Here is a 24,258-nt window from a genome sequence, read left to right as displayed (position 1 = left end):
ATCTACGATGGCACGATCGGATGAAACCACGATGAAATTTTAGAGAAAGAAAAAGGAATTTTTGCAGCGTGCTACCAGAGGAACATTAGTTTTCCCATACAGCATTAGGCACTTTGCCATCTTCTACAACATTCGCACTCGGCTTAGGCAATAAGTATCTACCAAACTTAGAATACAAAGCTGGCAACACAAGTAGGGTAAGCGCCGTAGATGTAAACAACCCACCTAATACAACAATCGACAAAGGTTGTAAAATTTCCTTGCCAGGGCCAACAGAGATTACTAATGGCAGCAAACCCAAAGCTGAAGTTAAAGAAGTCATCAAAATAGCATTGAGTCGTTCCATTGAACCGGCCATTAAAACTTCTTTTAAAGACATCCCGGCTGCGGCCTTAGTTGTGTAATTATCTACCAACAGCAGTCCGTTACGAGTTGCGACCCCAAACAGCGTCACAAACCCCACGAGAGAAGCAATAGAAATAACGCCTCCTGTCAGTGCGATCGCAATTACTCCGCCAACTAACGCGAGGGGCAAATTAATCATAATTGTGGCTGTAGAAGCAATTGATTTGACAGAAAGATACATCAGTACCGTAATTACAACAAAGGAAATGGCACTGAAAACTAAAATATTTTTTGACGCTCTTTCTTCCGCTTCAAATTGACCGCCGTATTGGATAAAGTAACCAGAGGGAATCTGAACGTTTGCTTTTACTTTATCTTGAATATCATTGACTACGGAACGCAAATCTCTGCCTTTGGCGTTGGCTGAAACTACAATTAAGCGAGAAACATTTTCGCGGTTGATCGTATTCGGCCCGGTTCCGTAAGCCACATTAGCCACTTGAGCGAGAGGAATTTTGTTACCATCACTCGTATCAACTAACAAATTTTCAATTGTTTCAAGATTATTGCGAAATTCTGGTTTTAACCACACAACTAAATCAAATGTTTGTTGCTTATCTAAAACCTGAGACACGACTTTACCATTCAGACCTGTTTCGATAATGTTAGAAAGTTGTCCAATAGTTAAACTATATTGAGCAGCCGCAAAGCGGTTAAACTTAATTTGAATTTGTTCGATGGGAACTTGAGGTTCAAGCTGTAAATCTACAATTCCCGGCACAGATTTAATCGTAGCTTCTACTTGTTTGCCAATGTTGCGGAGTTCTTCTAGATCGGGGCCAAAAATTTTAATTGCAATTTGACTTCTAACCCCAGACAAGATTTCATCAATGCGGTGAGAAATAAATCCGCCAATATTAGTAGCAGCACCCGGTACTTTGTTAAACTCTTTCCGCAGCCATTCTACAGTATTTCCCCGATTTTCCATCCCTTTTTCGCTCAATCCAATATCAAGGTGAGCCAGATTAACAGGGGCGGCATCCGGGTCGTTGGGAGCGCGTCCTGCCCGTAATTGAACATACTTTAATCTTGGGTCATCTTTGAGTTTAGTTTCTAAGACAAAAGCTGCACTATTTGTAGCTTCTAAAGATGTCCCCGGATAAAGAGCCAAGCTATTAACTAAAGTTGATTCTTGAAATTCGGGTAGAAAGGCTCGTCCCAAAGAAGGAAAGATTGCGATCGCTGCTACCATCGCCACAGTTGCTAAGACTAAAATAATCGTCGAAAATTGAGTAGAAAAATTCAAAAAAGGAGCATAAATTCTTTTACACAATCTTGGTACCCAGGCTTCAATTTGTGGCATTTTGCCGTGAGGCAATAGAATTGCACATAAAGCTGGACTGACGAGCAAAGATTCCAAACTGGAAACTATTACTACTATTAGATAAGTCATACCCATCGGCCCAAAAATCCGACCTTCCACACCTACTAGCGCAAAGATTGGAGCAAAGACAACAACTGTAATTAAAGTAGCTCCGATCAGAGATTCGCGGACTTCTTGCCCTCCTTCAAAGATGACTTCTAGTACCGGACGCGGGTTGGGAGAGTATTTATTTTCCCGCAAGTTACGATACGTGTTTTCTGAATAAACAATAGCGTCATCAATCGCGGTACCAATGGCAACTGCTAACCCTCCCAAAGTCATCGTATTCAGCCCCAATCCGAGCCAAGATAATATTTGCAAAGCGAACACAAAAGTTAAAGCAAAATCTAACAAACATACAGCCAGCGTTCGCCAATTCATCAAGAAGGGAATCAGGATAATTGCTGCAATTATGCTGCCTTCAACCAGAGCTGACCTAACATTTTCTACCGAAGCATCGATATAATCTGCCTGACGAAATGTTTCAGTTACTTTAATTTCTTTGGGCAAACCTGCTTTGAGTTCTTTCATTGCAGTTTCAATCGCCTTCGTGACAGTGGGAGTATCAGCTTGAGGCTGTTTATTGACCATCAATATAACGGCATCTTTCCCATTTAAGCTACCGTCACCTATCTTGACAGCTCCACCAATTTGTACGTCTGCCACATCGCCAATGCGGATCGGCTTTCCTTGACGAGTAACGATCGCAGATTGCTTGAGGTCATCTAGAGACTCAATCCGCCCAATTCCTCGAATTAATGTTTGTTTATCAGAGGTAATTAAAAAGCCGCCAGGAGCATTGACATTTGCTGTCTGAACGGCTTGAGTAACCTGCTCTAAGGAAACGTTAAAAGCTCTTAATTTGTTAGGATCTACTAAAACTTGATACTGGCGCACATCACCGCCATACACTAGCACTTGACTGACACCGGGAACTCCTAAGAGGCGATTGACTACTTGCCAATCGACGATTCGGCGCACTTCCATTAGGTTCATTTTGGATTTTGGCTCGTTCCCAGGATCTAGCTTGGGAATGTCGGTTTTGGATTGTGCTTCTGTTTCGACGATGAACGCATATTTCAGTACGGTGCCAATCGGTGAACTGATGGGAGCAATTCTTGGGGTTTCGACTCCAGTCGGTAGCTTACTTACGGCTTGTTGCAATCGTTCTTGTACTAATTGGCGGGCTTGAAAGAGATCGGTTCCCCATTTAAAAACAACTCTGACCACAGATAGTCCGGCTGAGGAAGAAGAACGGACTGTTGCAATCCCAGGAGTTCCGTTAATTGCACTTTCAACGGGCAATGTAACGAGAGATTCTATTTCTTCGGGAGCGAGTCCAGAGGCTTCGGTTTCAATTTCGACTTGAGGGGGTGCAAAGTTAGGAAATACATCCAGCGGCATTTGCGGTACGGTGTTGAAAACTACGATTAATGTGGAGATGAATGCTGCAACGGCTACTAGCCATCGTTTAGTAATAACCCACTTGGCAATAATACTAATCATTTGATTGGTTATTAGAATTAGTTACTAGAATTCTTGCTTCGTCAATATTTGGCCGCGCCTACCGCATATTTTTTGGCTCTCCCATAGTTGTAGGTTGGGTTGAGATACGAAACCCAATTTAAGTAAGTCGGCGTGAATAATTCAAGGTTTGTAGTAAGGGCTCCATTCCTGTAAAAGAGGGCCGGGGCCCTCACTACGAACGAATCGAGCGTAATTGTAAAATTACTTAACATACTTTGTTTTATTAGCGCCTACTTACTTAGAACAACCCATAGAGTTGGGCGGGGTGAAACGGAGGGTTTGCTTCACTCAACCCAACCCAACCTACAACTATGGGATAAATTTATCATCCTAAGTACGAGAGAGCCTTTTTTCATTAGCTACTACCCAATCAAAAGTTGAATTTTTTAGTGGCGATCGCCCACAGGTTCCTCGTCTTCAACGAACACGGCGGCAGGCGAAAAAGTTAGATCTTTGTTGAGATAAACTTCGGTTTCATAGGTCAAAGGTTGGGCATCCGTACTAACATTCTCTTCTCCTACTAGGCGAGAACGAGTCCGACGCCGATTCCAAAAAGCACCAGCTATAAAAGCCGCAGTACCAAACACCCCGCCTCCCACTACACCAATTAACCCTAAAGGTGGCAAGCTGTTAGCTTTCGCGTCTTTTACCTCTGAATTCCCTTTCTTTTCTTCGGAGTGTCCGTCCGTCTCCCCACCTTCCTTGGGTTTACTACCGCCCCGCAACGACTGGGCGTAAAGTTGCGGCGCGCGTTGGGTAACGATTAAATCTTTCTCAAATAAACCGCTCTTGACTTCTACTAAATCCCCAGACTTTTGCCCTAATGTTACTTCCACAGACTGGAAAGCATTGCCATTTTTTACGTAAACCAGTTTCTTGCCATTTACATCCACGATAGCCGAATTGGGAATTGCCAAAATAGCTGTAGCTGTTAGGTCTGTTAGTACCTCTAATTCTGCGAACATTCCCGGCTTGAGTTCCCCACCCGCGTTGTTAAGTTCCGCTTGGACTGGTACTACCCGCGTTTGCCCTTCTACTAGCGAGCCAATGCGTGTAATCTGTCCCTCAAAGATACGGTTGGGTAAGCTGGCAACATTTATCCGCACCCTTTGACCTATCTTTAGCTTGTTTAAATCTTTTTCATAAATATTCGCCGTGGCAAAAACCTGAGTGTCATTAACGATCGTCATCAGCTTGCCACCCGCATCTTGCAGCGATTGACCGATGCTAACTGTGCGCTCTGCAACTGTGCCAGAAATGGGAGCCGTTACCGTTATCAATCCTTTGGCATTTGCTGTCGTTCCCAGTTGTTGCAACCGAGTTTGATAAGTAGCATCGCTTAATTTAAGACGAGCTTGAGCCACCTGTAAGTCTGACTGGGCGCGTTTAAGCTGCGCTTCTGCTTCCAAAACTTCCCGGCGGGTTTCGACTCTGCTAAGTTGGGCTTGGACTTCTGCCACGCGAGCCTGGGAATCTCGCAATTCCCGGAAGGGCAAGTCTACCTCAGCGCGTTTAACTTCGGATTCAGCTTGGACAACTTCCGAGCTGCCTTTGCCTCTGGCAAGTTCGGCTTTGGCTCTTTCTAATTTGGCTTGCGAGTCTAGCATCTGCCGTCGCGGCAGCGCCCCCTGTTCCACCAATAGCTTATCTTTGTCATATTGTTCTTGGGCGACTGCCAGTTCGGTGGTGGCTTGTGCAATTTGGGCAGTTGAAATCTGCAACTGACGCCGATAGTTTTCTTGGGCAACTTTTAAAACCGAGCGTTGGGAAACTACAGCTCGATCGCGGTTATACTGTGCTTGAGCCGCTGCTAATTGGGTTTGTGCTTGTGCTATCTCAGCATTCGATATTGTTTGCCGTCGTTCCAGGTTTTCTTTGGCTAGCTTTAGGTCTACTTGCGCTTTTTGCAAAGCAGCTCGAGCATCGGCTTGTTTTTCCTGGGAGTTAACCCGCAGTTCCACTAGTTCCGGACTGGATAAAACCGCCAGGGGTTGACCTGCTGTGACTTTGGCTCCCGGTTGTACCAATAACTCCATCACTTTTGCTGTTAGCGGTGCTGTCACTTCCACTCTTTGATTGGGCAGGGTTTCGATCTGACCTGTGGTTTTGATACCAATATCTAGCCGCTGACGGGCGGCGGGTTCGACTTTAATTTCTAGCTGTTTGGCTGTTTCTGCATCAACTTCGATCGAACCTGTTGGTTGGCTTCCGCCTTGGAATTCACTGCCGCCGCCATGATCGTGTCCAGCACCCGCTAACACGACTGTGGGGGTTGTTAGCAGCAGGCTCACAATAGCTAAAGATGCACAACGCAGTAGCACAAAAGAACGGTTAGATATTCCCATCGCAAAGAGTACCTTGGAATTACTGAAGAGCCAAGTCGCCGTGAGAGAGAGCGCTTGAGGATTACTAATTACATAGTATTTCATACCCAGATGAAATACGAGTGAAATTTTTTAGAAATTAGAGATCTCCTAAAAAGATTCTGGAAGCCTTAACCTATCTAGACAAAAACCTACAGCAGATTGCAGGTTTATGAAGTACACCCGCTTGCCGAACAATCCCCGCCCGGACACGGCTTAGCCTAAGTCCCTACCAGCCTAATTGGTGTACCTCACTTATATGAAAAGTGCTGTAATTCATCTGCATCTGGCACAGGAGCTGGGACTTCACCTGCAATGGCACTCTGGGCAACTGTTAAGACAAGACTCAGGATAGTTAGAACCTCCAGTGAAGTAACTCGGGAGGATTTGGACATGATTTGTTTCAAGCTTATTACAATAATTTCTTTTTTATTGTAATTTCAGCTCATGGTGAAATCAAGATGAAATTTTGGCTGACGCCCATTCCGTCCTTTGACTGTACCTGTCGGATTTTTTTTGAAAAATTTGGTACAACTATTTGACAAATGTGTGATATGTACGGTTGAACAGTCCTCTCTTATTTAGAGATGAAATGTACCCAGAAATTCCCATCTGCCATACAGACGCGGCGAATTAAGTCGTAGGAATAATGAAGATAAGCTCCATTGGCGTTGTTGTTATATCCGTTAGTAAACCATTCTCCATAAGGATCGTGAACAAAAAAGCCAGTTTCGTCATATCCAACTACGGGCATAATATGACCGAAAGATGTAAAATATCCATGTATAACAGTTGGGTTTCCATCTACTAACCAATCTTTAACTTCCTCAAATGTCGCATTCTCTTTAAAGGTGTCTTTAGCACCGTAATCTATGACAATTTTTACCAAGTCGTAGGGGTTCCACCGATTGTAACCTTTGTTGAGAGCGTATTCATAAAGTTCGTCCTCAAATTGACCGATATTGTTTCGGCGAGGTTTGCCGAGGAATTGCAAGCACATTGCCATTGATGTGACATTGCAAGCACCAGTCGGGTTATAGTAATTATCGAGTTGGGGTTTGTAAGGAAAATTAGCCAGTTGAAAGCTCTTAGGCTTAAGTTTTGGATAAATTACCTTTCCTTCTTCTAAAATTTGGACGTGGGGCCTATAGACATACCAGATTTTAGAATTTTTAAAGGAATCTTTTCGGAAAGCTACTCGGATGCGATCGCGAACTACTTCATAAGAGACAAGCTCAAATACTTTCCCCGCTTCTACTTTTTGTTTCTCTGCATCAGATAAATCAAACACATCGATAGGTCTAGCCAGGAGAAATGTGTCCTTAACTATCTTGAGGACAGGAGGTGGAAATTTGAGATCAGATCGCTTGGCTTCAATAAGTTTCCCGGCTGTTTTTGCTCCGATAAATCCTGGTTCGTCAGTACACTGGATCAGCTTGTGAAATCGATTCAGAGCCGCAGTAGAGACTGGGCCAAAGATGCCGTCGGCTGGAGGGTCTAGCAAACCTAAGTCGATGAGGCGAATTTGAATTTGGCGAGTTAGCTCTCGATCGGCAGCGATCGCCTTCACGTCATATCTTTTATCTTTTCCCAGAATGTCTTGCAGTTTCATAATTGATTTTTTAAACTTTTGAACTCGGCGAATCTACGAATCTACGAATGATGAATGCTTGCTACTAAAGAACATTCACCCAAAAATCAGCAATGACAATTTTGCCATTGCGGTTGAACTGGCCCCACAGCTTGTATTTTCCGGGCTGAGGAAAACTGGTCATAAACTGTACTATACCATCGGGAGAATCTTTCATAGCATGGGCATGAATGTAATCTGCTTTTGTCAGTGGAGATGACTGTTTGAGGATGACTAAATGCCCCCGTTCTCCCAAATAAGGCTGCAAATCTGTAACGGGTTGATTGTTGGACTTCTGTTGCAAGTTAAACATTAAGGTGACTTCTTCACCTGCTTTGACCTTTGGTTGAGAAAAGGTGAGATTAGCTTTGGTATCTCCAAACGTTTTGGTCGAATTAAAATCAATTGCTGCGGCTGGCAGATTGTCGCCGGCAACTTGTTGTTTCATCACAGAAACTTGTTCTTTTTCGCCTGATGGTTTGTAGTCACCAAACAGCGTGTAACTGCCCGATCGCGGAAAATTAGCCTCGACTTCAAAGCTACCGTTTCCTTTGTAGGTGGGATGAAGGTGGCTGAAAAATTGCAGATTGTTGCTGACAACAATTAGGTGCATCAGCTTTTGTTGAAAAGTGTCAAAATTAGCGATCGCTTTCCCGGCTGAATCTCGAACCTCGATCGATAACTTAACTGGCGTTTTGGGGGCGATGTCTCTTGAAGCAGTGAGTTTTGCCTGAGTCGCTGTCGTCTGAGTCGCTGTTGAATGTCCTCGATCGGGGTTATTGGATTTTTCCCCATGTTGCATTCCAGCCATTGAGGCATCGCCCTGTTGCATGGGTGGCATTTGAGAGCTTTGATTTGGGACTTTGCTATTGGTTAGCCCACTGGCTGCGATCGCCCCAGCAGCAACTAAACCAGCAAAACTGTAAATCATTAATTTTTTATCCATACTGTTACCTCATTGATTCAAAACCTTCAGTTGAATTGGCTCTAGCCTGCCTCTTCCTTACTGTTTGCAGACAAGGTGAGTATTACAAATCCCACCTTGCCGAAGCGCGATTAATTAAGCAGCAGCAGTTGCCATCTGGCGGCATTCCGCAGCACAGCGCCGACAAACTTCAGCGCATTTTTGACAGTGTTCGTTTTGATGTTTCTCGCACTCGCTAGCGCAAGCTTCGCAGATATCCGCACAGACTTTACAGATTGCCTCTGCAAAGCGCGAACCGCGACTCATAAAACTAGCGCAAGTCCAGCAGATGCTTGCACAATCGCGGCACAGACGCGCACATTCTGGCATTTCTCCGATGCAGGAGTCAGCGCATTTTTCGCATTCAGTAGCGCACTGAACCACTGTATCGCAACAGGATTTACCGTTGTGTTGGTGTTCGTTCATAGATAAAGAACCCTGAAAAATTTGATGTTTTAAACGATTGGGCAGCATTTAACTGTCCTTAACTTCAGATTGACATCTATAAATGAAATCAGGATGAAATTGTTAAACGCATTTTTGGCATTTTCGATCGCCACCAAACCCGGGTATGTTGCGGAAATCCCGATTAAATTCCCAGAATGTATTGGCTGTAATTCTTGGGTAAAACTTTTTGCAACAGGTAAATAATCCCAAAACAAACTAGCAAATCCACCGTTACTAAAAATACGAGCTTGAGCAGCGGCTCAGCAGGAGACACAATTGTATAAGACACTGAAAAAACAGACCTTACTACCATCAAATCCAGCAGGTAGATGGGGAATGAGTAAGCAGCCAATATTTTGATTAATCCAGATACTTTACTGGGAAGTCTGATGCTTTGAGAAAATGCCAAGATCGACAGTACGAACAAAATTGCGTATCCTTGAGTAGATAGTTTAAAAAACGATCTGGCAAACCAGGCATCAGAATTTACTTCACTAAGTAGGTAATATTCCCAAATACTAGCTAGATAGAACAAGATAGTTGCTGCTAAAACAGGCATTTTGTGGCGCTGAAGGTATTTTTGAATGTTGTCATAATAACTGCCAAGAACTAAACCAGTTGAAAACGGCAAAATCCAACTAAAAATCCAGCGCTCCATCAGCGGTATAGGTATTGAAGGTAAGTATTTGAGAGCAGCTAAGTAAAAGACTATGGTAAAAGCTATTTGAATTGTGAAACCCAAAGCCAAAATTTTTCGGGGTTCTAAGAATCTTAATTTAACTAGAAGCCACCACCACAAATAGCATTGCACGATCGCAACTATAAAGTAATAGGGGGGCATCACAGAGCCTGTCAGCACATCTCTGACTAATCCAAGTAGATCGAATTGTTTGAGGTTGCTCAAATTATTTAAGATGTAGAAAACTACTGACCAAAAAAGATAGGGCGGTATAATTCTCGACAGCCTTTTCTTTAATATCAGCGTCGGATTATTCTGATTGTCAAGCTTGTTGGCAAGAAAAAACCCGCTGAGCAGTAAAAATGCAGGTACGCAGAAAAGCTGGAGTGTATCGATCGAGATCAATAGAATTCTGCGATCTTGACCAAATGCAAAGAAACCTGCATGAATAATCACAACACTGACGATCGCCAAAGCTCTGATTAAATCGAATTCAGCAAACCTAGTAGATGCTTTTTGCATTGTAAAAACAGGGGTAGTGATGGTAGCCGCACTCGGCTGGAAACGATATTTATCAAGGGTTTCAGTCTTAAGTTGACACCTGCGGGCAGTGATGTATCCCTACTGCATGGTGGGTGCAACACCAGAAACGTTACAGTCTGATTAGACAGCGTTTAACCGCGCTCAACTTAAGGTTTACATTCATAAATGAAATCAGGATGAAAATTTTAATATTGATGCGAATTTATAGTCCGGCTAAATAGCTCATTCTCTGACAGAAATTCGGTATAATACAATAAAGTGGCAGAATTACCCTACTGTAAAAATGACCGAATGAAACTTATAAAAATGAGCGAGCCAAAATTTAAAAACCCAATTCTCCAATGGATGGGTATGGGGATAGCAATGCTGGCGTGTTGCCTTGTGCCTATGGCTGCTTTCTTCTTTCTAAACGGAAGTTGGCGGGCATTAGTTGGTCACGACAACAAACAGCCCGCCAGCAACCAGTCAACCAGTCAACAGCAGCTTCAACCTCCTACAAAGTCTACCGAGTGAAGGTGAATCGACCGTCTACCTTTTGACCGTTAATATCAGCAGTAATCTTCATCTGATACTGACCAGCCACTTTTCCAGGCAGCAAAGCTGTATAGTGCTGCTCTTTCTGGTCATAAGTGAAGGTAACAGTCTTTTGAGTGCGATCGGGCATCTGAATTTGACCGGTTATCTTCGCATTAGGTATTGCCTGGTGGTTGTCGCCTTTTTGCAAATAGAAATCCAGGTGAGTTTGAGTGGCTTCTTTCCCGACAACTAACTCTAGATGATAGGGCCCTGATTCAACGACTTGACCGCCTTTGTTTTGAGCGGCGGCTATCTCTGTTCTTGCAATGGGTTTTGAAGACGAGACGGCAGAACTGTTGGCTGAAGTAGCAGCTTGGCTGTTGTTACTTCCAACTCCCAAAAATATTAGCCCCACAGTACCCAGAACAATTAAACCTGACTTTACTGTTTTCATGGTCTTTCTTCCTTAGATTAGGGATTTTGTACTCTTATAAATTTCCGAGCATTGACTTTCATTAATGCTAGGACATCCAACCAAATGATTATTCCTTCTATTCGTCGCTCAACCGGATAATCTTGGTAATTTAGACTATTCATTTTGCGAGAAAGCTATGGTGCTTCTCCTCTGTTTAAATCATTTTAGGGGATTTCCGATCAATTGTAATAAAACTTGCATTCTATTGACTGAAGGTAAAACGACCGTCAACTTTTTCTCCGTTAATATCCGCAGTCACCTTCACTGGATAATTTCCTGCATCTTTGCCTGGAAATACAACGGCGTAATGTTTGCCATCAGCATCGTATTTGAAGTCCAGCGTTTGCTGCTCTCCATTCGGAGACTGCACTTGTGCCGTCACTTTTGCATTAGGAATCGGTTCGTGGGTATCACCTTTTTGCAAATAAAGATCTAAGTGAGTTCCGGTATCCTCTTTCAGAGTTAAAAGTTCTAGGTGGTAAGGTCCAGACTCGACAACTTGACCTCCTTTAGATGGTTTGGGAGATTCTGTTTTAGCAGATGCTGCAGGAGAAGCGGCCGGACTGGAAGTATTAGGTTGAGAGGCAACAGGAGCGGATGTTGGGCTGCTGTTTGGGCCGGTTCCTTGGTCGCTTTTGCTGCAAGCTCCCAAAAACAGCAATCCGACACTGCCTAGAATAACTAAGCTTGACTTGAGCGCTTTCATTCGATTTATTTTTTGGGTACAATAATTAGAATATGACACCCAAAAATGAAATCTGGATGAAATCTTCAGACTTTCATACAGGTATTCGGATCGTGACCTCGGAAATTCAATATTTTTATCATTTTTAATCTTTCCCCCCCTTGACTCTATAGCCGACTTGAGGGTTTATGCTATATATAGTTTTCCAAAGAAACTTTTCGATTCTAGATTCCCAGGTAAAAATTCATGATTAAAGCAACTCAGACTAAACGCTTCACTCTTGCAGCTTTGACGGCAGTTCTCCTGACAGCCGGTACAGCCGCGGTTGTCTTTGCCGCCGGCCCCTGTACTACTCCTACTCCTGACTGCCCTCAAGCTAATTGCGATAAATAATCCTTATTTTTCCACTGCGTGTAGATTCCATCGCCAATTTTTCGCCGGATAAGCAAGAAAATATCCGACAGCAGCACGATCTCAATTTTGAGTGACTGCTGCTTTTTTCTCCAATATTATTCTTGACAATATAGAGTATTTTATCGAAAAATTGGATGACTATAACCACTACACAAAACTGAAAGTGGCTATCACTATAATGATTGGGTTCAAACTTGCCTAAAACTGCTATGAAAAAAATTGGAACAGAATCCTTAGAACAGCAGCTACTAAAAAGTCGTTCAACAATTATACTTACTCACATCAAATCTGGTAGCTAGTTTTCTAATTGCTCTTTTACCCTGCTTCTCGAATAGTGCGATCTTGCTTGTGTGCAGACTATATAGTGTGCACACAAGTAAGTCCTGAGATAGTATAACACCCTGGCGGGGTGACAACCCCGCCAACTGTAATCGACAATTAAAGCGATGGCGATGGGGAAACTAATGATGATGCCAAGAAGTAAATACTGATTAGCGATCTCTCAAAATTTTGATGGTTTACTCCATGCGATCGAGGATGTCTTACGCCTTGCGTCCGGCGCCGCCTTGGCGGTTGCTATAATTGTTTGCGTAAATTGAACGCGAGACATGATACTTCTATTGTTAAAGAAATAATCATCGCGCTCGCAGCCGCAATTGCACCCGATGCCCCAAGCTGAACTGCACCGAACGCAACTAAAAGCAATATAGTCGTGCCAATCCAAGTTGCATAATTCAGACCTTTGGTTTGACCTGCCCCGACCAAAAAACCTTGAGTAGCATTTTGTACCGCCACCAGAAGGGGTACAAACGCGCACAACAGCAATACGGGACGGATACTCTCAACCAGGGCTTCATCGTTGCCGATAAAACTTTGCACAACCTGCAACCCAAATGGCGTTGTACTACCTAAAAACAACAGTAGCGAACAAAATCCACCCACACTGAGGGCAAATGCAATTAATTGGCGATCGCTCACTTGATCTCGATTTTTGATAATCACCTGCTGCACCATGCGAGTCGCATTGGCAATCACCAAAACCAATCCCCAAGCCGCAGGCCAAGCCGCCAATGCAATATTAGCGTCTTGGGCGCGGGCAATAATTCCCACCAGGACAGCACGTCCGCCCCAGACTACCAGCATTGAAGAGCCTAATGGCCAGTAGAAATTCCACACACTTTTGAGATTGGTGGGTAGCTTTAACTCAGAATCAATTGTTCCAGGCGAACGAGTGGCTCCTAGCCGGTGCGCCGCAATGGTTACAACCAGCGCCTCTGAGAGAACCCCCGCGATCAAAGCAGTCCCCGCCAGCACTGCGCCTGACATTTTCAACACAAATCCGCCCCATAACGTTAGGGCTACAATTAACAAACGAACCATGCTAGCTTTGGCAACCGCCTGAGAATGACCTGTGTGGATGAGCAATCCTTGAAAATAACGCCGCCACGCGATCGCCAAAGGCCAGAGAAACATTAACGTCAACACACTCTGCACCGTCTGCCGCAATTGGGGTGGAATTCCCAACAGCGTCCCTCCCAGCGTGGCGAAAATAAACGGCAGCGTCAGCAGCAACAGTAACGCACTCAGTCCGCCCCCTGCTAAAAGCGTAAATCGCCACAAGGCGCGACGCGATCGCCCATTCGGTGCCAGCGCATTCGAGGCGTGCAGAAGCATAATAATCGGACTTTCAAAAAAGACCGCGAGGGCTTTGGCAATGCCCACGGCTGCCAAATTCACCCGTGCATCGGGTAAATGAGCTAGGGCAGCCGTCATCATCGGATCGCCAAAAGCCATTGCCACATCGCTGAGGGAGAGGGGAATAAATTGCCGCCATAAATCTAGCAGACCGATTTTAGACGGACTTTGAGAAGCCTTTAAGGTCATTGTTTATACAGGTTGTTGCTGTCGCACGAGGGTAAGAGGGACGCTTTGAAGGGCGTTAATTGTAGCGGTGAGGGCTTTTTGTTCCAAGATTTCAATCCCTTGCTCGGACAGCCATTCTGGATTGTAGACTGTTTCGAGATAGCGATCGCCTCGATCCGGGTTCAACAGTACCATGCGTTGAGAATGGGGATGCTGCTGGCTGTAAGCCAGGGCAGCGGCAACGATAGCGCCTGTGGATGCTCCTAACAACAAGCCTTCTCGACGTGCCAGGGCATGACAAACAGAAAAGGCAATGCGATCGTTCACAGAATATGCTGCATCCAGAACCATTGGATCAAAATTGGGCGGTACAAAAGATAACCCCAATCCTGTCATTTTATAGGGGTGAGACGGCGTGCCAAAAATAGCCGAACCTGCCACATCTACGCCGACAATTCGAGTTTGGGGATGACGCTGTTTAAAATATCGGCTAATTCCCGCCAATTGTCCCGCCGTACTAATGCCAATAACGATAACATCTGGTGCTACGGGAAAAGCCTGTTCGATTTCGCGAGCAGTAAATTGCTCGTGGGCAGTTGGGTTTTCAGGATTGCGGTGCTGGCAAGGATACCAGGCACCAGGAATGGTTTCGGCGAGTTCTTTGGCTTTTTTCATCCTCGCAACTTGCATCGATCCATTGGCATCGGCCGCACTCAGGGGGACATCTACCAATTCTGCTCCATAGGCAGCCAGCATTCGCCGAATCGGGGGCGGTGTTTTAGCATCGATGACAATCATCACGCGATAGCCTCGCGCTGCACCAATCATTGCTAAACCAATGCCGAAATTACCAGAACTAGATTCAACAATTGTGCCGCCGGGGGCGAGTAACCTGGTACGTTCTGCGTGTTGAACCAGACATACAGCATTTTTCTCTTTAATGCTGCCACCGGGATTACAGGATTCTAATTTGAGATAAAATTCGTGATGCTGACAGAGTTCGCTCAAGCGATTGAGACGAACAATGGGAACCTGTCCTATTGCCTGGGTGATATCGCCAGCTAGGGAGGATTTCAGCGGTGTTTGTAAGAGTTGAATCATTGATTTAGATCCTTCAAAATACACGGTAGTTAGTCCTGGTTATCTCTCTTGCTTGCCTGCGGAAAACGTTAGTATCTGAGCGCGAGATCATGCTTATCAATTAGCCAGAAGCCCTCTTTGCCTAATTACAAGCTTGCAACGCCATAATCAGGGTAAACGCATCTAATTTCTAAATTCCCATATATAGCTTCTGAGTAGAGACAAAAGCGCTATAGGTGGAAAATTAGATCCTTCAAAATACACGGTAGTTAGTCATGGTCATCTATCTTCCTTGCCTGCGATAAATTTCAGCATTTGAGCGCGAGATTATGCTCATCAATTAGCCAGAGGGCATCTTTGCCTAATTACAAGCTTGCAACGCCAGAATGAAATTGGGGTGAAATAAGTCAGGTTCATTGATTTAAAAAATTATAGGAAAGAGCGCAGGTATAAGTGGTTTTTATATTTCAGGGATAAGCAAGAGAATATCCGACAGCAGCAGTAACTCAAAACAGAGTTACTGCTGCTTTTTGAGTCACTAAAATTATTGACAAAATAAAATATTTTATCAGCAAAAATTGGGTAAGTATAAACAGCACAAAAAAGTAAAACTGGCTATCGCTATAATGATAGGGTTCCAATTTACCTAGAACTGCTATGACAACATTTGAAACAGAATCCCTAGAACAGCAGCTACTAAAAATAGGAAAACTAGCCAAGCAAACTGGTGTTACTGTAGGCACCCTGCGATACTATGAAAGCCTAGGGTTACTGGAACCTGCCTTACGCAACAGTAGCGGTTATCGTTACTACACAGCCGATGCTGCCAGACAAGTGCAATTTATTAAGAAAGCCCAAAGACTCAACTTTTCTCTTCAAGAAATTCAGCAAATTTTGACCTCTCGCCGTCAAGGAATAACAGCTTGTCCGCTAGTGCAAGACTTATTAAGTCGCAAAATAAATTTCTTTGAGCAGGAAATTCAGCGCATGAGTGCGTTCAAAGCTGAGTTGGAAGCTTATAAAAAACTTTGGACAAATCGAACTTCAGACAATCCCGATAGCGAGGAACTTTGCACTTTGATTGAGGGAGTGAAGGAGGCTTAATCAGCTAGCTATTTCAGCTTTAGCTACCTTGCCGTCTTCAATAACTGGCTGAGGTTGTTGAGGTCGTAAAGAATGCCCGAATTGAGCATACAAAGCGGGCAAAACTAACAGAGTTAAGGCTGTAGAAGTAAACAATCCGCCTAAAACTACTACTGACAAAGGTTGCAGGATTTCCTTTCCGGGTCCGCCCTCTACTACTAAAGGTGCTAAACCTAAAGCTGAAGTTGAAGCTGTCATCAAAATAGCATTGAGTCGTTCCATCGAGCCTTTAATAATTGCTTCCTTAAAAGGCATTCCCTCGGCAAATTTAGTGTTGTAGTTGTCTACTAAAAGCAAACCGTTACGGGTAGCAACGCCAAATAAAGTGACAAAGCCAACCAGGGAAGCTACAGAGATGATGCCGCCCGTCAAAGCTACCGCAATTACTCCTCCTACTAATCCGATCGGCAAATTAATCATAATCATAGCAGTTGAAGGAATTGACTTGACTGACAAGTACATCAATACTGTAATTACCAAAAAAGCGATCCCACTAAATATCATAATATTTTCTGAAGCTCTTTGTTCTGCTTCAAATTGACCGCCGTACTGGATAAAATAGCCAAAAGGCAACTCCACCTCTTGTTTGACTTTAGCTTGAATTTCATTCACAACCGATCGCAAATCCCTACCTTTAGCATTAGCCGCCGCCACAATCAAGCGAGAAACATTCTCGCGGTTAATCGTATTGGGGCCAGTACCGTATTTGACAGTAGCAACTTGGGCGAGAGGAATTTTATTACCGCTTGGAGTATCAACCAACAAATTCTGAATAGTTTCTAAGTTATTTCGGGCTTCAGGCTGCAACCAAACAACTAAGTCAAAAGTTTGCTGCACTTCCAAAACTTGAGAAACAACTTTGCCGTTCAAGGCTGTCTCAATTATTTCAGAAAGCTCTCCGATTTTCAAACCGTATCTACCCGCAGCTTGACGGTTAAAATTAATTTGAATTTGTTGCACTGGCACCTGCGGTTCGAGTTGCAAGTCTACAATTCCTTCAACAGTTTTCATTTGCTCTTCAACTTTGGCACCGAGGATGCGAAGCTGATCCAAATCCGGGCCAAAGATTTTGACAGCAATCTGACTTCTGACACCAGATAAAACCTCATCCATCCGGTGAGAAATAAAACCGCCGATATTTGGTGCAACTCCCGGCAATTTAGCAAATTCCTGCCGCAGCGCCTCCAAAGTTTTCGGCCTGTGTTCCATGCCCTCCTCGCTCAAACCGATATCAATGTGAGCTAAATTGACTCCCGCAGCATCAGCATCTCCCGGAGCCCTGCCCGATCGCACTTGCACGTATTCAAACCTGCTATCATCCTTAAGTGCATCTTCGATCGCAAAAGCCGCGCTATCTGTTGTTTCCAAAGACACCCCCGGATAAAGGAGAATAGTATTCACCAAAGTTTGCTCCTGAAACTCCGGTAAAAACACCCGTCCAAAAGATGGCAAAATAATTAATGCAGCCACCATGCTAGCAGCAGCAAAAGCTAAAATTATCGTCGAATAGCGCATTGACAATTCTATAAAAAAATGATATAAGCGCTTGCAAAATCTCGGCAACCAAGGTTCCTCGGAACTCATGCGTTTGGTAGGCAACAAAATAGCACAAAGGGCCGGAGATATTAACAGCGATTCTAGACTAGAAATCACCACAACTACCAGATAAGTAATCCCCATCGGCGTAAAAATTCGACCTTCTACACCGGGCAAAGTAAAAATAGGAGAAAACACCACAATGCCAATAACAGTCGCTCCAATTAAAGAATCGCGCACCTCTTGACTGCCATCAAAAATCACATCCATTACCGGACGCGGATTAAGAGAAGACCTATTTTCTCTCAAGTTGCGGTAGGTATTTTCGGCATAGACGATCGCATCGTCGATCGCAGTGCCGATCGCCACCGACAAACCCCCCAAAGTCATCGTATTTAATCCCAGCCCCAGCCAATACATCGCCAGCAGCGCCAACAGCCAAGTCAGAAAGAAATCCAGCAAAACAACCGCCAGAGTGCGCCAATTCATCAAAAACGGGATCAGGATGATGGTAACAATGATGCTGCCTTCAACTAAAGCCGATCGCACATTCTCCACCGAGGAATTAATATATTCTTCCTGTCGAAAAGTAACAGTAACTTTAATATCTTTGGGCAGAGCTTGCTGCACCTCAGCCATTGCTGCCTCAACCGCTTTAGTTACCGTGGGAGTATCAGCAACGGGCTGTCTGTTTACCATCACAATCACAGCTTTTTTGCCGTTAAAACTGCCATCTCCCCGCTTGATTGCAGCACCAATCTTGACATCAGCTACATCAGCAATTCTGACGGGTGTTCCCTGGCGAGAGGCGATCGCAGATTGCTGCAAATCTTCCACAGACGCAATCCGCCCCACCCCCCGGATTAAAGTTTCTCGATCCGGCGTAATTAAATACCCCCCCGGCGCGTTAACATTCGCAGCCGCTGTCGCTTCGGCAACTTCCTGCAACGACACATTAAAAGCTTTCAACTTTGCAGGTTCTACTAATACTTGATACTGCCTCTGATCGCCGCCGTAAGCCACCACTTGAGCAACGCCAGTCACAGCTAGAAGGCGATTTGTGACTTGCCAATCAACCAGACGGCGCACTTCCATCAAAGGAGTAGTTTCCGAGGTAAAAGCATAGGTAATAACAAGGCCTACCGGTGAAGTTGTCGGAGAAATTTGTGGTGCTTCTACTCCTGCGGGAAGCTTGCTTTGAGCTTGCTGCAACCTTTCTGTTATCAACTGGCGGGCTTGGTAAATTTCAGTTCCCCAATCAAAGATTACCTTAACGGCAGAAAGCCCTACAGCGGAAGACGATCGCACTGCTGTCACCCCAGGAGTTCCGTTAATCGCACTTTCGATCGGCAGTGTTACTAAAGACTCGATTTCTTCCGGCGCCAGCCCCGGTGCTTCCGTCTGAATTTCGACTTGCGGGGGTGCAAAAGGCGGGAAGACATCAAGGGACATTTGGGGGATGATATACAATGTCCAAAGACTAACAATAATGGTAGCGATAACAACTAGCCAGCGGCGGTTAATTACCCATCTGAGAATAGTGCTGAACATTTTATTATTTTGGAGTTAATATAGCGGTTCTCAAGCGTGGTGAGGTATGGGGGCGAGTCCTATGCCTATGCCCTATGCCCTATGCCCTATGCCCTATGAGCACCTCATGTTACTGAGAAAGGCTATAGATAGATACTTCTGCAAACTAAATTGCTATATTCACGCAATTGTTTACTTCAAACTCTTGACTTCTGTCTCTTGAGCTTTAGCGTGATGGTTGTTATTGTGTAACAGCAGTTCATTGTGCAACGGCGATGCAGAGTCGGAAAAACTATTGTTTCCAGAATCCGCTGCTAATGCTGGCAATTTGCGCCGATTTCCCAACAACACGCCTGCTGTGAAAGTTAGGGATGCGATCGCAACTGCTCCCCCTATTCCCGTCCACCAGAAAGACACGGGTAAATTATTAAAATTAACCTCTGCTACCTTTGGAATTGCCTCTTTTTTTTCCTCGTCTTTTGAGGGCTTGCTGCCGCCCCGCAAAGATTGTGCGTAAAGTTGAGGTGCTCGCTGCGTTACTATCAAATCTCCCTCAAATAAACCACTCTTAACTTCAACTAAATCTCCAGCACTTTGACCGAGTTCAATTTCAACAGCTTGATAAGCATTGCCATTTTGGACGTAAACGGTTTTTTTACCGCTAACATCCACTACCGCCGCACTCGGAATTGCTAAAATATTTGTGGCAGTTTTGTCGGTTAAAATCTCCAACTCAGCAAACAGTCCGGGCTTTAATTCGCCGTTAATATTATCTATTTCTGCTTTCACCGGCACAACCCGCGTTTCTCCTTCGACGGATGACCCAATGAAGGCGATTTTTCCATTGAAAATGCGATCGGGTAAATTAGCGACTTTTACCCTGACTACCTGACCCTGTTTTACTTTATTCAGGTCTTTTTCGTAAATATTGGCTGTGGCAAAAACGCGGCTGTCATTTAACAGACTCATCAACGGTTTTTCAGCGTTTACTGACTCTCCTAGAGTGATTTCGCGATCGGCTACAGTCCCGGAAATCGGAGCAACTACGGTAACGAGTCCTCGATCGTTGGCAGCAGTTCCTAATTGTTGGAGCCGCGCTTGATAGGGTGCGTCAGCCAAACGAATGCGCGACTTAGCAACTTGGACGGCAGTTTTGCCGCGTTTGAGTTGGTTCTCGGCTTCTAGGACTTCCCGGCGGCTCTGAGCTCTGGTAAGTTGAGCTTTTGCTTCTGCAACCATGCCTTGAGATTCCCGCAATTCCCGCATTGGGAGGTCTACTTCGGCTTGTTTAATTTCGGTTTGAGCTTGGATAACTTCAGGACGGCTTTTTGCCTTAGCAACCGCGGCTTGTGCTTCGGCGAAGTGGGCTTGCGACTCCAGCATTGTGCGCCGCGCGATCGCTCCTGATGCCACTAATTCTTTGTCGCGCTCGAACTGTTCTTTTGCCACAGTTAATTCAGTTTCTGCCCGCGCTATTTCGGCTTGCGCTATTTCAACTTGGCGCTGATAGTTTTCTTTAGCGGCTTGCACAACTGAACGCTTGTTTACTAATTCTTGTTCTTGCTGGTACTGCTTAGTTACCGCCGTCAATTGGGTTTTGGCTTGGGCGATTTCTGCTGCGGATATTTGAAGTTGGCGATCGTAATTTTCTCGTGCTAGTTTTAGATCTCCTTCTGCTTGCTGCAAATCTGCCTCAGCTTCGGCACGTTTCGAGAGAGATTCAACCCGCAACTGTCCTAATTCTGAACTCGATAAAACCGCAACCGGTTGACCTTTTGATACTTTGTCCCCAGGCTTAACCAGCAACTCTACTACTTTCCCAGCAACAGGAGCCGTCACTTCTACTTTTTCGTTGGGTAAAGTTTCAATTTGTCCAGTGGTTTTGATGCCGATATCTAGTCGCTGGCGAGCGGCAGGGGAGACTTTAATACCTAATCGTTTTGCTGTTTCGGCATCGACAGAAATAGCAGCAGGAGTTTCAGTTGTTTCGCCACTGTGGTTAAATTCATCTCCGTGTCCCGCGTGGGCAAAAACGGGGGTGGACTCGATGAATAACAAAAGAGTCAGGAGTATTCCCGAAAAGTGAACTATCGGTGCTGAGGAGCGGACACGGCGGTAGTATTGCATGATTGAGTAGGGGAGAATCTGAACTCAAAGATCAGTTTTGCAGATAAAAATGAAATCCGGGTGAAATATGGTGTTACTGTTTGTACCAAGCTTGTCGCCACTCTTTCATTTGCTCGATTTCTTGTTTTTGCGAAGTCACAATCTCTTGGGACAATTTCTTTATTTCCGGCCGTTTCGACTTCTTCAAAGCATCTTGGGCCATCACTAAAGCTCCTTCGTGGTGGGGAATCATCGCATTGATAAATCGCAAGTCAAATTGGTCGTCAGCGGCCCCTAAATCCATGCTCATCATCATGCTTTGCATTTGTTCAGGAGTCATTGCCATCGTGTGACTCATTGGAGCGTGATAAGCCATTGGCGTACTGCTGGCTTTGGCATACCAAGCTTTTCGCCACTCTTTCAGTTGATTGATTTCGCGGTTCTGAGCGGCAATCATCTCATTTGCTATTTTTTTCATTTCCGGGCGTTTGGATTTATTTAGTACCTCTTTTGCCATGTTTACAGCACCTTGATGGTGTAGTGTCATGCCATCAATAAATCGCAAATCGTAGTCGGCATCAGCAGGGCCTAAATCCATTGACATATTGTGATTCATGCCATGATTCATGCCACCCATGCCACCGCCTTGTGCCATGTCTTGCTTGTTGTTTGCTTCGGTTGCAGCCGTAACATTTGGGGCTTGAGTTTCGCTGGAAGGGGCTTTTGAACAAGCTGCAAGCACTCCGCTGGTTAAAGCGGCTGCGGCGGTCAATATCAGGGCTGCAAAGCCTGTTTTTAATGAAATTGGTTTCATCGATTTTATATCCTTAAAGCTGCCATTTATCTTCAGCTTTCCACATATAAATGAAATTAGGATGAAATTTTCGACTGGCAATTGTAAAAAATTATTCCTGTGCCGTCGATCGAACTCAAATTTAAGATTTACAGGACTCATAACCTAATTATGTAGGGTACACAGTGCGCGCCTTACCCTATGGGTAGGCTGTCAAACCACTTTTTCCATAATTCCTGATTAATTTCGCAATCCCCCATTAACTCTCCAGTGGACTAGAGAAGTCCAAGCAGTTGACTCAGCCGCCGTTGTTTAAGGCGATCTCAAGACGAAATTGAGGACAATTCAAACGGTGAAACCGGAAAATGAAGTTAGGAAAGCGATCGCATCTGTTGGCAGTTGAAGACAGAAGGCAGAATATTACCCATTCCCAATTTCAGAGTGCATATATGGATCACCTCACAGTCAAACTCCAAGGGATGAGGTGAGTCGATAGCCCCTTCTGCTGGTATCCAGCGCGTTTTTACTGAAGTTAGACCAGACCAAAAAGCAGCTCAAATCTAAGCACTGCAAGCACCAGGGAAAATTGTAGCGATGGTGGGAGATGGGATTAACGATGCTCCGGCTGGGGAAATAGCAGATGTGAGAATGGCGACGCTGCTCACGTGAGGGTATAAATAAGCTTTCAGGTGTTTACATATCATTATTTGCTGATATGATGATACCAAAGAGCTTTGTATTGGAACTAAGCATATGATTGTCTCTGCTCAATCCCAGTCCACTCGCTTGAAAGCAAAACTCTTTCGTGGGTTTTCCGATCCATCACGATTGGCGATTTTGGACGTGCTGCGATCGCGTCCAATGACTGTAAGTGAAATTGTTGAAGCAACCGGGCTATCGCAATCTAACACCTCAAACCACTTGGGCTGTCTCCGTGATTGCGGTCTGGTAAACACCCTGCAGCAAGGACGGTACACAAGCTATCAACTTGCCGATGCACGAGTTGCTGAGATTTTGGAAATGGTTGAAGAGTTACTGGCTGATGTAGCAAAAGGAGTTTATGAATGTACCCGCTACAACTGCTCAAAGGACGAATAACAACAAGCTAATTAGGAGGCGCACGATGTCAGACTGTGGATGTCACATGGAAGCCAAGAACGCAGCCGAGCGTAAAACGCTGCGAATTCTGTTACTTATCAATGGCACAATGTTTGTCGTCGGAATTGTGGCAGGAGTTTTAGCGGATTCAACTGCCCTAGTGGCAGACTCATTAGATATGTTTGCAGATGCTTCGGTTTACACGATGTCGCTGTATGCAGTTGGCAAATCGGCGCATCACAAGAATCGTGCAGCGACTCTAAGTGGTATTTTTCAGATCACGTTAGCCGTGATGGTTGTCGTCGATGTGATTCGACGGTTTGTTTGGGGGAGTTCACCGGAATCAGGTTGGATGATGGCAATGGCTTTTTTGGCCCTGATTGCTAACAGTTATGGTTTGTACCTTCTCTCAAAGCATCGTAAGGGTGAGGTACATATGCGGGCAAGTTGGATATTTACGCAAAATGATGTAATTGCAAATTTTAGTGTGATAGTCGCAGGTTTCCTAGTCACTCTATTTAATTCTCGGTTTCCTGATTTAATTGTTGGATTTGGAATCGCAAGCCTAGTCGTTTGGGGTGGAATCAGTATTATTCGAGATGCACAACGCGACAGAATGAAGCAACCACGGCTTTAGTAATATTGCTTAACAGGTTTGGCAGCAACGATTTGAACGTTTCTCACTTCGTTTTAGTTTTCTTATCGCCGAGACATAGAAACAGTACCGAAGATAGCTATGAGTAAAATGTACTCCAGCAACTTAACCCTGGAACAATGGGAGTTGATTGAACCTTTTATTTCACCTGCAACATCTAGGGAACGTCTTCGCAAGGTTGAGGTGGGGAATGTCCTGAATGCAATCTTTTACCTGTTAACCCAAGGCTGTACTTGGCGTGACTTATCGAGAGACTTCCCACTTTAGCAGAGCGTCTATCGCTACTTCTGCACCTGGCGTAAAGACGGAACTTTGCTGAGGCTACATGACCGACTTAGAGCCTGGGTTAAAGTTAGCCACAACCGAGCGGTGAGTCCGTCTGAAGCCATCGTGGATAGTCAAAACGTCAAAAACGCAGCAATGGTAAACCAAGCAATGGGATG

General features: G+C 44.7%; 19 protein-coding genes and 1 pseudogene. 7 read left to right on the top strand and 13 right to left on the bottom strand.

Annotation, left to right across the window (positions count from 1 at the left end):
• Positions 1–85 precede the first annotated feature (85 nt).
• The 8 genes from OSC7112_RS32150 to OSC7112_RS32110 form a co-directional block, all read right to left on the bottom strand.
• Positions 86–3,274 carry an efflux RND transporter permease subunit gene (locus OSC7112_RS32150; RefSeq protein ID WP_015211811.1) on the bottom strand — a complete coding sequence of 1,063 codons (3,189 nt, stop codon included), beginning with the start codon at positions 3,272–3,274 and terminating at the stop codon, positions 86–88.
• A gap of 407 nt (positions 3,275–3,681) precedes the next feature.
• On the bottom strand, positions 3,682–5,724 hold the full coding sequence (locus OSC7112_RS32145) for an efflux RND transporter periplasmic adaptor subunit (RefSeq protein ID WP_015211810.1): 2,043 nt from the start codon (positions 5,722–5,724) through the stop codon (positions 3,682–3,684).
• A gap of 511 nt (positions 5,725–6,235) precedes the next feature.
• Positions 6,236–7,270 carry a C39 family peptidase gene (locus OSC7112_RS32140; RefSeq protein WP_015211808.1) on the bottom strand — a complete coding sequence of 345 codons (1,035 nt, stop codon included), beginning with the start codon at positions 7,268–7,270 and terminating at the stop codon, positions 6,236–6,238.
• Between the two features lie 64 nt (positions 7,271–7,334).
• Positions 7,335–8,234: a DUF8832 domain-containing protein gene (locus OSC7112_RS32135; RefSeq protein ID WP_015211807.1), complete on the bottom strand. Its 900-nt coding sequence runs from the start codon at positions 8,232–8,234 to the stop codon at positions 7,335–7,337.
• Between the two features lie 114 nt (positions 8,235–8,348).
• The gene (locus tag OSC7112_RS32130) at positions 8,349–8,678 is read right to left on the bottom strand and encodes a four-helix bundle copper-binding protein (RefSeq protein WP_041623863.1); all 330 of its coding nucleotides are present in this window, start codon (positions 8,676–8,678) and stop codon (positions 8,349–8,351) included.
• Positions 8,679–8,841: 163 nt separating this feature from the next.
• Entirely contained in the window at positions 8,842–9,900 is a 1,059-nt protein-coding gene (locus OSC7112_RS32125) for an acyltransferase (protein WP_015211805.1), read from the bottom strand.
• A 523-nt stretch (positions 9,901–10,423) separates the two neighbouring features.
• Positions 10,424–10,891 carry a hypothetical protein gene (locus OSC7112_RS32115; RefSeq protein ID WP_015211803.1) on the bottom strand — a complete coding sequence of 156 codons (468 nt, stop codon included), beginning with the start codon at positions 10,889–10,891 and terminating at the stop codon, positions 10,424–10,426.
• Positions 10,892–11,114: 223 nt separating this feature from the next.
• Entirely contained in the window at positions 11,115–11,618 is a 504-nt protein-coding gene (locus OSC7112_RS32110) for a hypothetical protein (protein WP_015211801.1), read from the bottom strand.
• A 225-nt stretch (positions 11,619–11,843) separates the two neighbouring features.
• Between OSC7112_RS32110 and OSC7112_RS32105 the strand changes: the two genes are divergently transcribed.
• Positions 11,844–11,990, top strand: a complete 147-nt coding sequence (locus OSC7112_RS32105) for a hypothetical protein (protein WP_015211800.1) — start codon at positions 11,844–11,846, stop codon at positions 11,988–11,990.
• 597 nt (positions 11,991–12,587) lie between these two features.
• On the opposite strand, the gene OSC7112_RS32100 is transcribed toward OSC7112_RS32105, so the two are convergent.
• Complete coding sequence (locus OSC7112_RS32100) at positions 12,588–13,895, bottom strand: hypothetical protein (RefSeq protein ID WP_015211799.1); 1,308 nt, start codon at positions 13,893–13,895, stop codon at positions 12,588–12,590.
• Between the two features lie 3 nt (positions 13,896–13,898).
• Positions 13,899–14,975, bottom strand: a complete 1,077-nt coding sequence (locus OSC7112_RS32095) for a cysteine synthase family protein (RefSeq protein WP_015211798.1) — start codon at positions 14,973–14,975, stop codon at positions 13,899–13,901.
• Between the two features lie 636 nt (positions 14,976–15,611).
• On the opposite strand from OSC7112_RS32095, the gene OSC7112_RS32090 reads away from it, so the two are divergent.
• Entirely contained in the window at positions 15,612–16,058 is a 447-nt protein-coding gene (locus OSC7112_RS32090; protein ID WP_015211797.1) for a heavy metal-responsive transcriptional regulator, read from the top strand.
• Here OSC7112_RS32090 and OSC7112_RS32085 read toward each other — a convergent pair whose 3' ends face one another.
• The 3 genes from OSC7112_RS32085 to OSC7112_RS32075 all read right to left on the bottom strand — a co-directional run bounded on the left by OSC7112_RS32085 (position 16,059) and on the right by OSC7112_RS32075 (position 22,083).
• The gene (locus OSC7112_RS32085) at positions 16,059–19,184 is read right to left on the bottom strand and encodes an efflux RND transporter permease subunit (RefSeq protein ID WP_015211796.1); all 3,126 of its coding nucleotides are present in this window, start codon (positions 19,182–19,184) and stop codon (positions 16,059–16,061) included.
• A 171-nt stretch (positions 19,185–19,355) separates the two neighbouring features.
• Positions 19,356–21,290 (bottom strand): efflux RND transporter periplasmic adaptor subunit, encoded by a 1,935-nt coding sequence (locus tag OSC7112_RS32080; protein ID WP_015211795.1) that lies wholly within the window; start codon positions 21,288–21,290, stop codon positions 19,356–19,358.
• A 73-nt stretch (positions 21,291–21,363) separates the two neighbouring features.
• Positions 21,364–22,083, bottom strand: a complete 720-nt coding sequence (locus OSC7112_RS32075; RefSeq protein WP_015211794.1) for a DUF305 domain-containing protein — start codon at positions 22,081–22,083, stop codon at positions 21,364–21,366.
• Positions 22,084–22,427: 344 nt separating this feature from the next.
• Here OSC7112_RS32075 and OSC7112_RS42040 point away from each other — a divergent pair, with 344 nt between their 5' ends.
• The 5 genes and pseudogenes from OSC7112_RS42040 (at position 22,428) to OSC7112_RS36575 (ending at position 24,082) form a co-directional block, all read left to right on the top strand.
• On the top strand, positions 22,428–22,550 hold the full coding sequence (locus OSC7112_RS42040) for a hypothetical protein (protein WP_263053637.1): 123 nt from the start codon (positions 22,428–22,430) through the stop codon (positions 22,548–22,550).
• Positions 22,549–22,716, top strand: a pseudogene (locus OSC7112_RS38930) (HAD family hydrolase); the annotation flags it as partial. The gene OSC7112_RS42040 and the pseudogene OSC7112_RS38930, both read left to right, overlap by 2 nt.
• 99 nt (positions 22,717–22,815) lie before the next feature.
• Positions 22,816–23,160 carry an ArsR/SmtB family transcription factor gene (locus tag OSC7112_RS32070; protein WP_015211793.1) on the top strand — a complete coding sequence of 115 codons (345 nt, stop codon included), beginning with the start codon at positions 22,816–22,818 and terminating at the stop codon, positions 23,158–23,160.
• A gap of 25 nt (positions 23,161–23,185) precedes the next feature.
• Complete coding sequence (locus tag OSC7112_RS32065; protein ID WP_015211792.1) at positions 23,186–23,797, top strand: cation efflux transmembrane domain-containing protein; 612 nt, start codon at positions 23,186–23,188, stop codon at positions 23,795–23,797.
• Positions 23,798–23,896: 99 nt separating this feature from the next.
• A complete protein-coding gene (locus OSC7112_RS36575) occupies positions 23,897–24,082 on the top strand; it encodes an IS5 family transposase (RefSeq protein WP_071884053.1) in 186 nt (61 codons plus the stop codon).
• The last annotated feature ends 176 nt before the right edge of the window (positions 24,083–24,258 follow it).

This window comes from Oscillatoria nigro-viridis PCC 7112 (assembly GCF_000317475.1).
GTDB lineage: Bacteria > Cyanobacteriota > Cyanobacteriia > Cyanobacteriales > Microcoleaceae > Microcoleus > Microcoleus nigroviridis.
This window is presented reverse-complemented; position numbering and strand designations above follow the sequence as displayed.

Bases quoted from the DNA above. Each gene is read 5' to 3' on its own strand.
- OSC7112_RS32115 (WP_015211803.1), bottom strand. From the start codon at position 10,891: ATGAAAACAGTAAAGTCAGGTTTAATTGTTCTGGGTACTGTGGGGCTA.
- OSC7112_RS32095 (WP_015211798.1), bottom strand. From the start codon at position 14,975: ATGATTCAACTCTTACAAACACCGCTGAAATCCTCCCTAGCTGGCGAT.
- OSC7112_RS32125 (WP_015211805.1), bottom strand. From the start codon at position 9,900: ATGCAAAAAGCATCTACTAGGTTTGCTGAATTCGATTTAATCAGAGCT.
- OSC7112_RS32080 (WP_015211795.1), bottom strand. From the start codon at position 21,290: ATGCAATACTACCGCCGTGTCCGCTCCTCAGCACCGATAGTTCACTTT.
- OSC7112_RS32140 (WP_015211808.1), bottom strand. From the start codon at position 7,270: ATGAAACTGCAAGACATTCTGGGAAAAGATAAAAGATATGACGTGAAG.
- OSC7112_RS32145 (WP_015211810.1), bottom strand. From the start codon at position 5,724: ATGAAATACTATGTAATTAGTAATCCTCAAGCGCTCTCTCTCACGGCG.
- OSC7112_RS32065 (WP_015211792.1), top strand. From the start codon at position 23,186: ATGTCAGACTGTGGATGTCACATGGAAGCCAAGAACGCAGCCGAGCGT.
- OSC7112_RS42040 (WP_263053637.1), top strand. From the start codon at position 22,428: ATGAAGTTAGGAAAGCGATCGCATCTGTTGGCAGTTGAAGACAGAAGG.
- OSC7112_RS32150 (WP_015211811.1), bottom strand. From the start codon at position 3,274: ATGATTAGTATTATTGCCAAGTGGGTTATTACTAAACGATGGCTAGTA.
- OSC7112_RS32130 (WP_041623863.1), bottom strand. From the start codon at position 8,678: ATGAACGAACACCAACACAACGGTAAATCCTGTTGCGATACAGTGGTT.
- OSC7112_RS32100 (WP_015211799.1), bottom strand. From the start codon at position 13,895: ATGACCTTAAAGGCTTCTCAAAGTCCGTCTAAAATCGGTCTGCTAGAT.
- OSC7112_RS32085 (WP_015211796.1), bottom strand. From the start codon at position 19,184: ATGTTCAGCACTATTCTCAGATGGGTAATTAACCGCCGCTGGCTAGTT.
- OSC7112_RS32075 (WP_015211794.1), bottom strand. From the start codon at position 22,083: ATGAAACCAATTTCATTAAAAACAGGCTTTGCAGCCCTGATATTGACC.
- OSC7112_RS32110 (WP_015211801.1), bottom strand. From the start codon at position 11,618: ATGAAAGCGCTCAAGTCAAGCTTAGTTATTCTAGGCAGTGTCGGATTG.
- OSC7112_RS32105 (WP_015211800.1), top strand. From the start codon at position 11,844: ATGATTAAAGCAACTCAGACTAAACGCTTCACTCTTGCAGCTTTGACG.
- OSC7112_RS32090 (WP_015211797.1), top strand. From the start codon at position 15,612: ATGACAACATTTGAAACAGAATCCCTAGAACAGCAGCTACTAAAAATA.
- OSC7112_RS32135 (WP_015211807.1), bottom strand. From the start codon at position 8,234: ATGGATAAAAAATTAATGATTTACAGTTTTGCTGGTTTAGTTGCTGCT.
- OSC7112_RS32070 (WP_015211793.1), top strand. From the start codon at position 22,816: ATGATTGTCTCTGCTCAATCCCAGTCCACTCGCTTGAAAGCAAAACTC.
- OSC7112_RS36575 (WP_071884053.1), top strand. From the start codon at position 23,897: ATGAGTAAAATGTACTCCAGCAACTTAACCCTGGAACAATGGGAGTTG.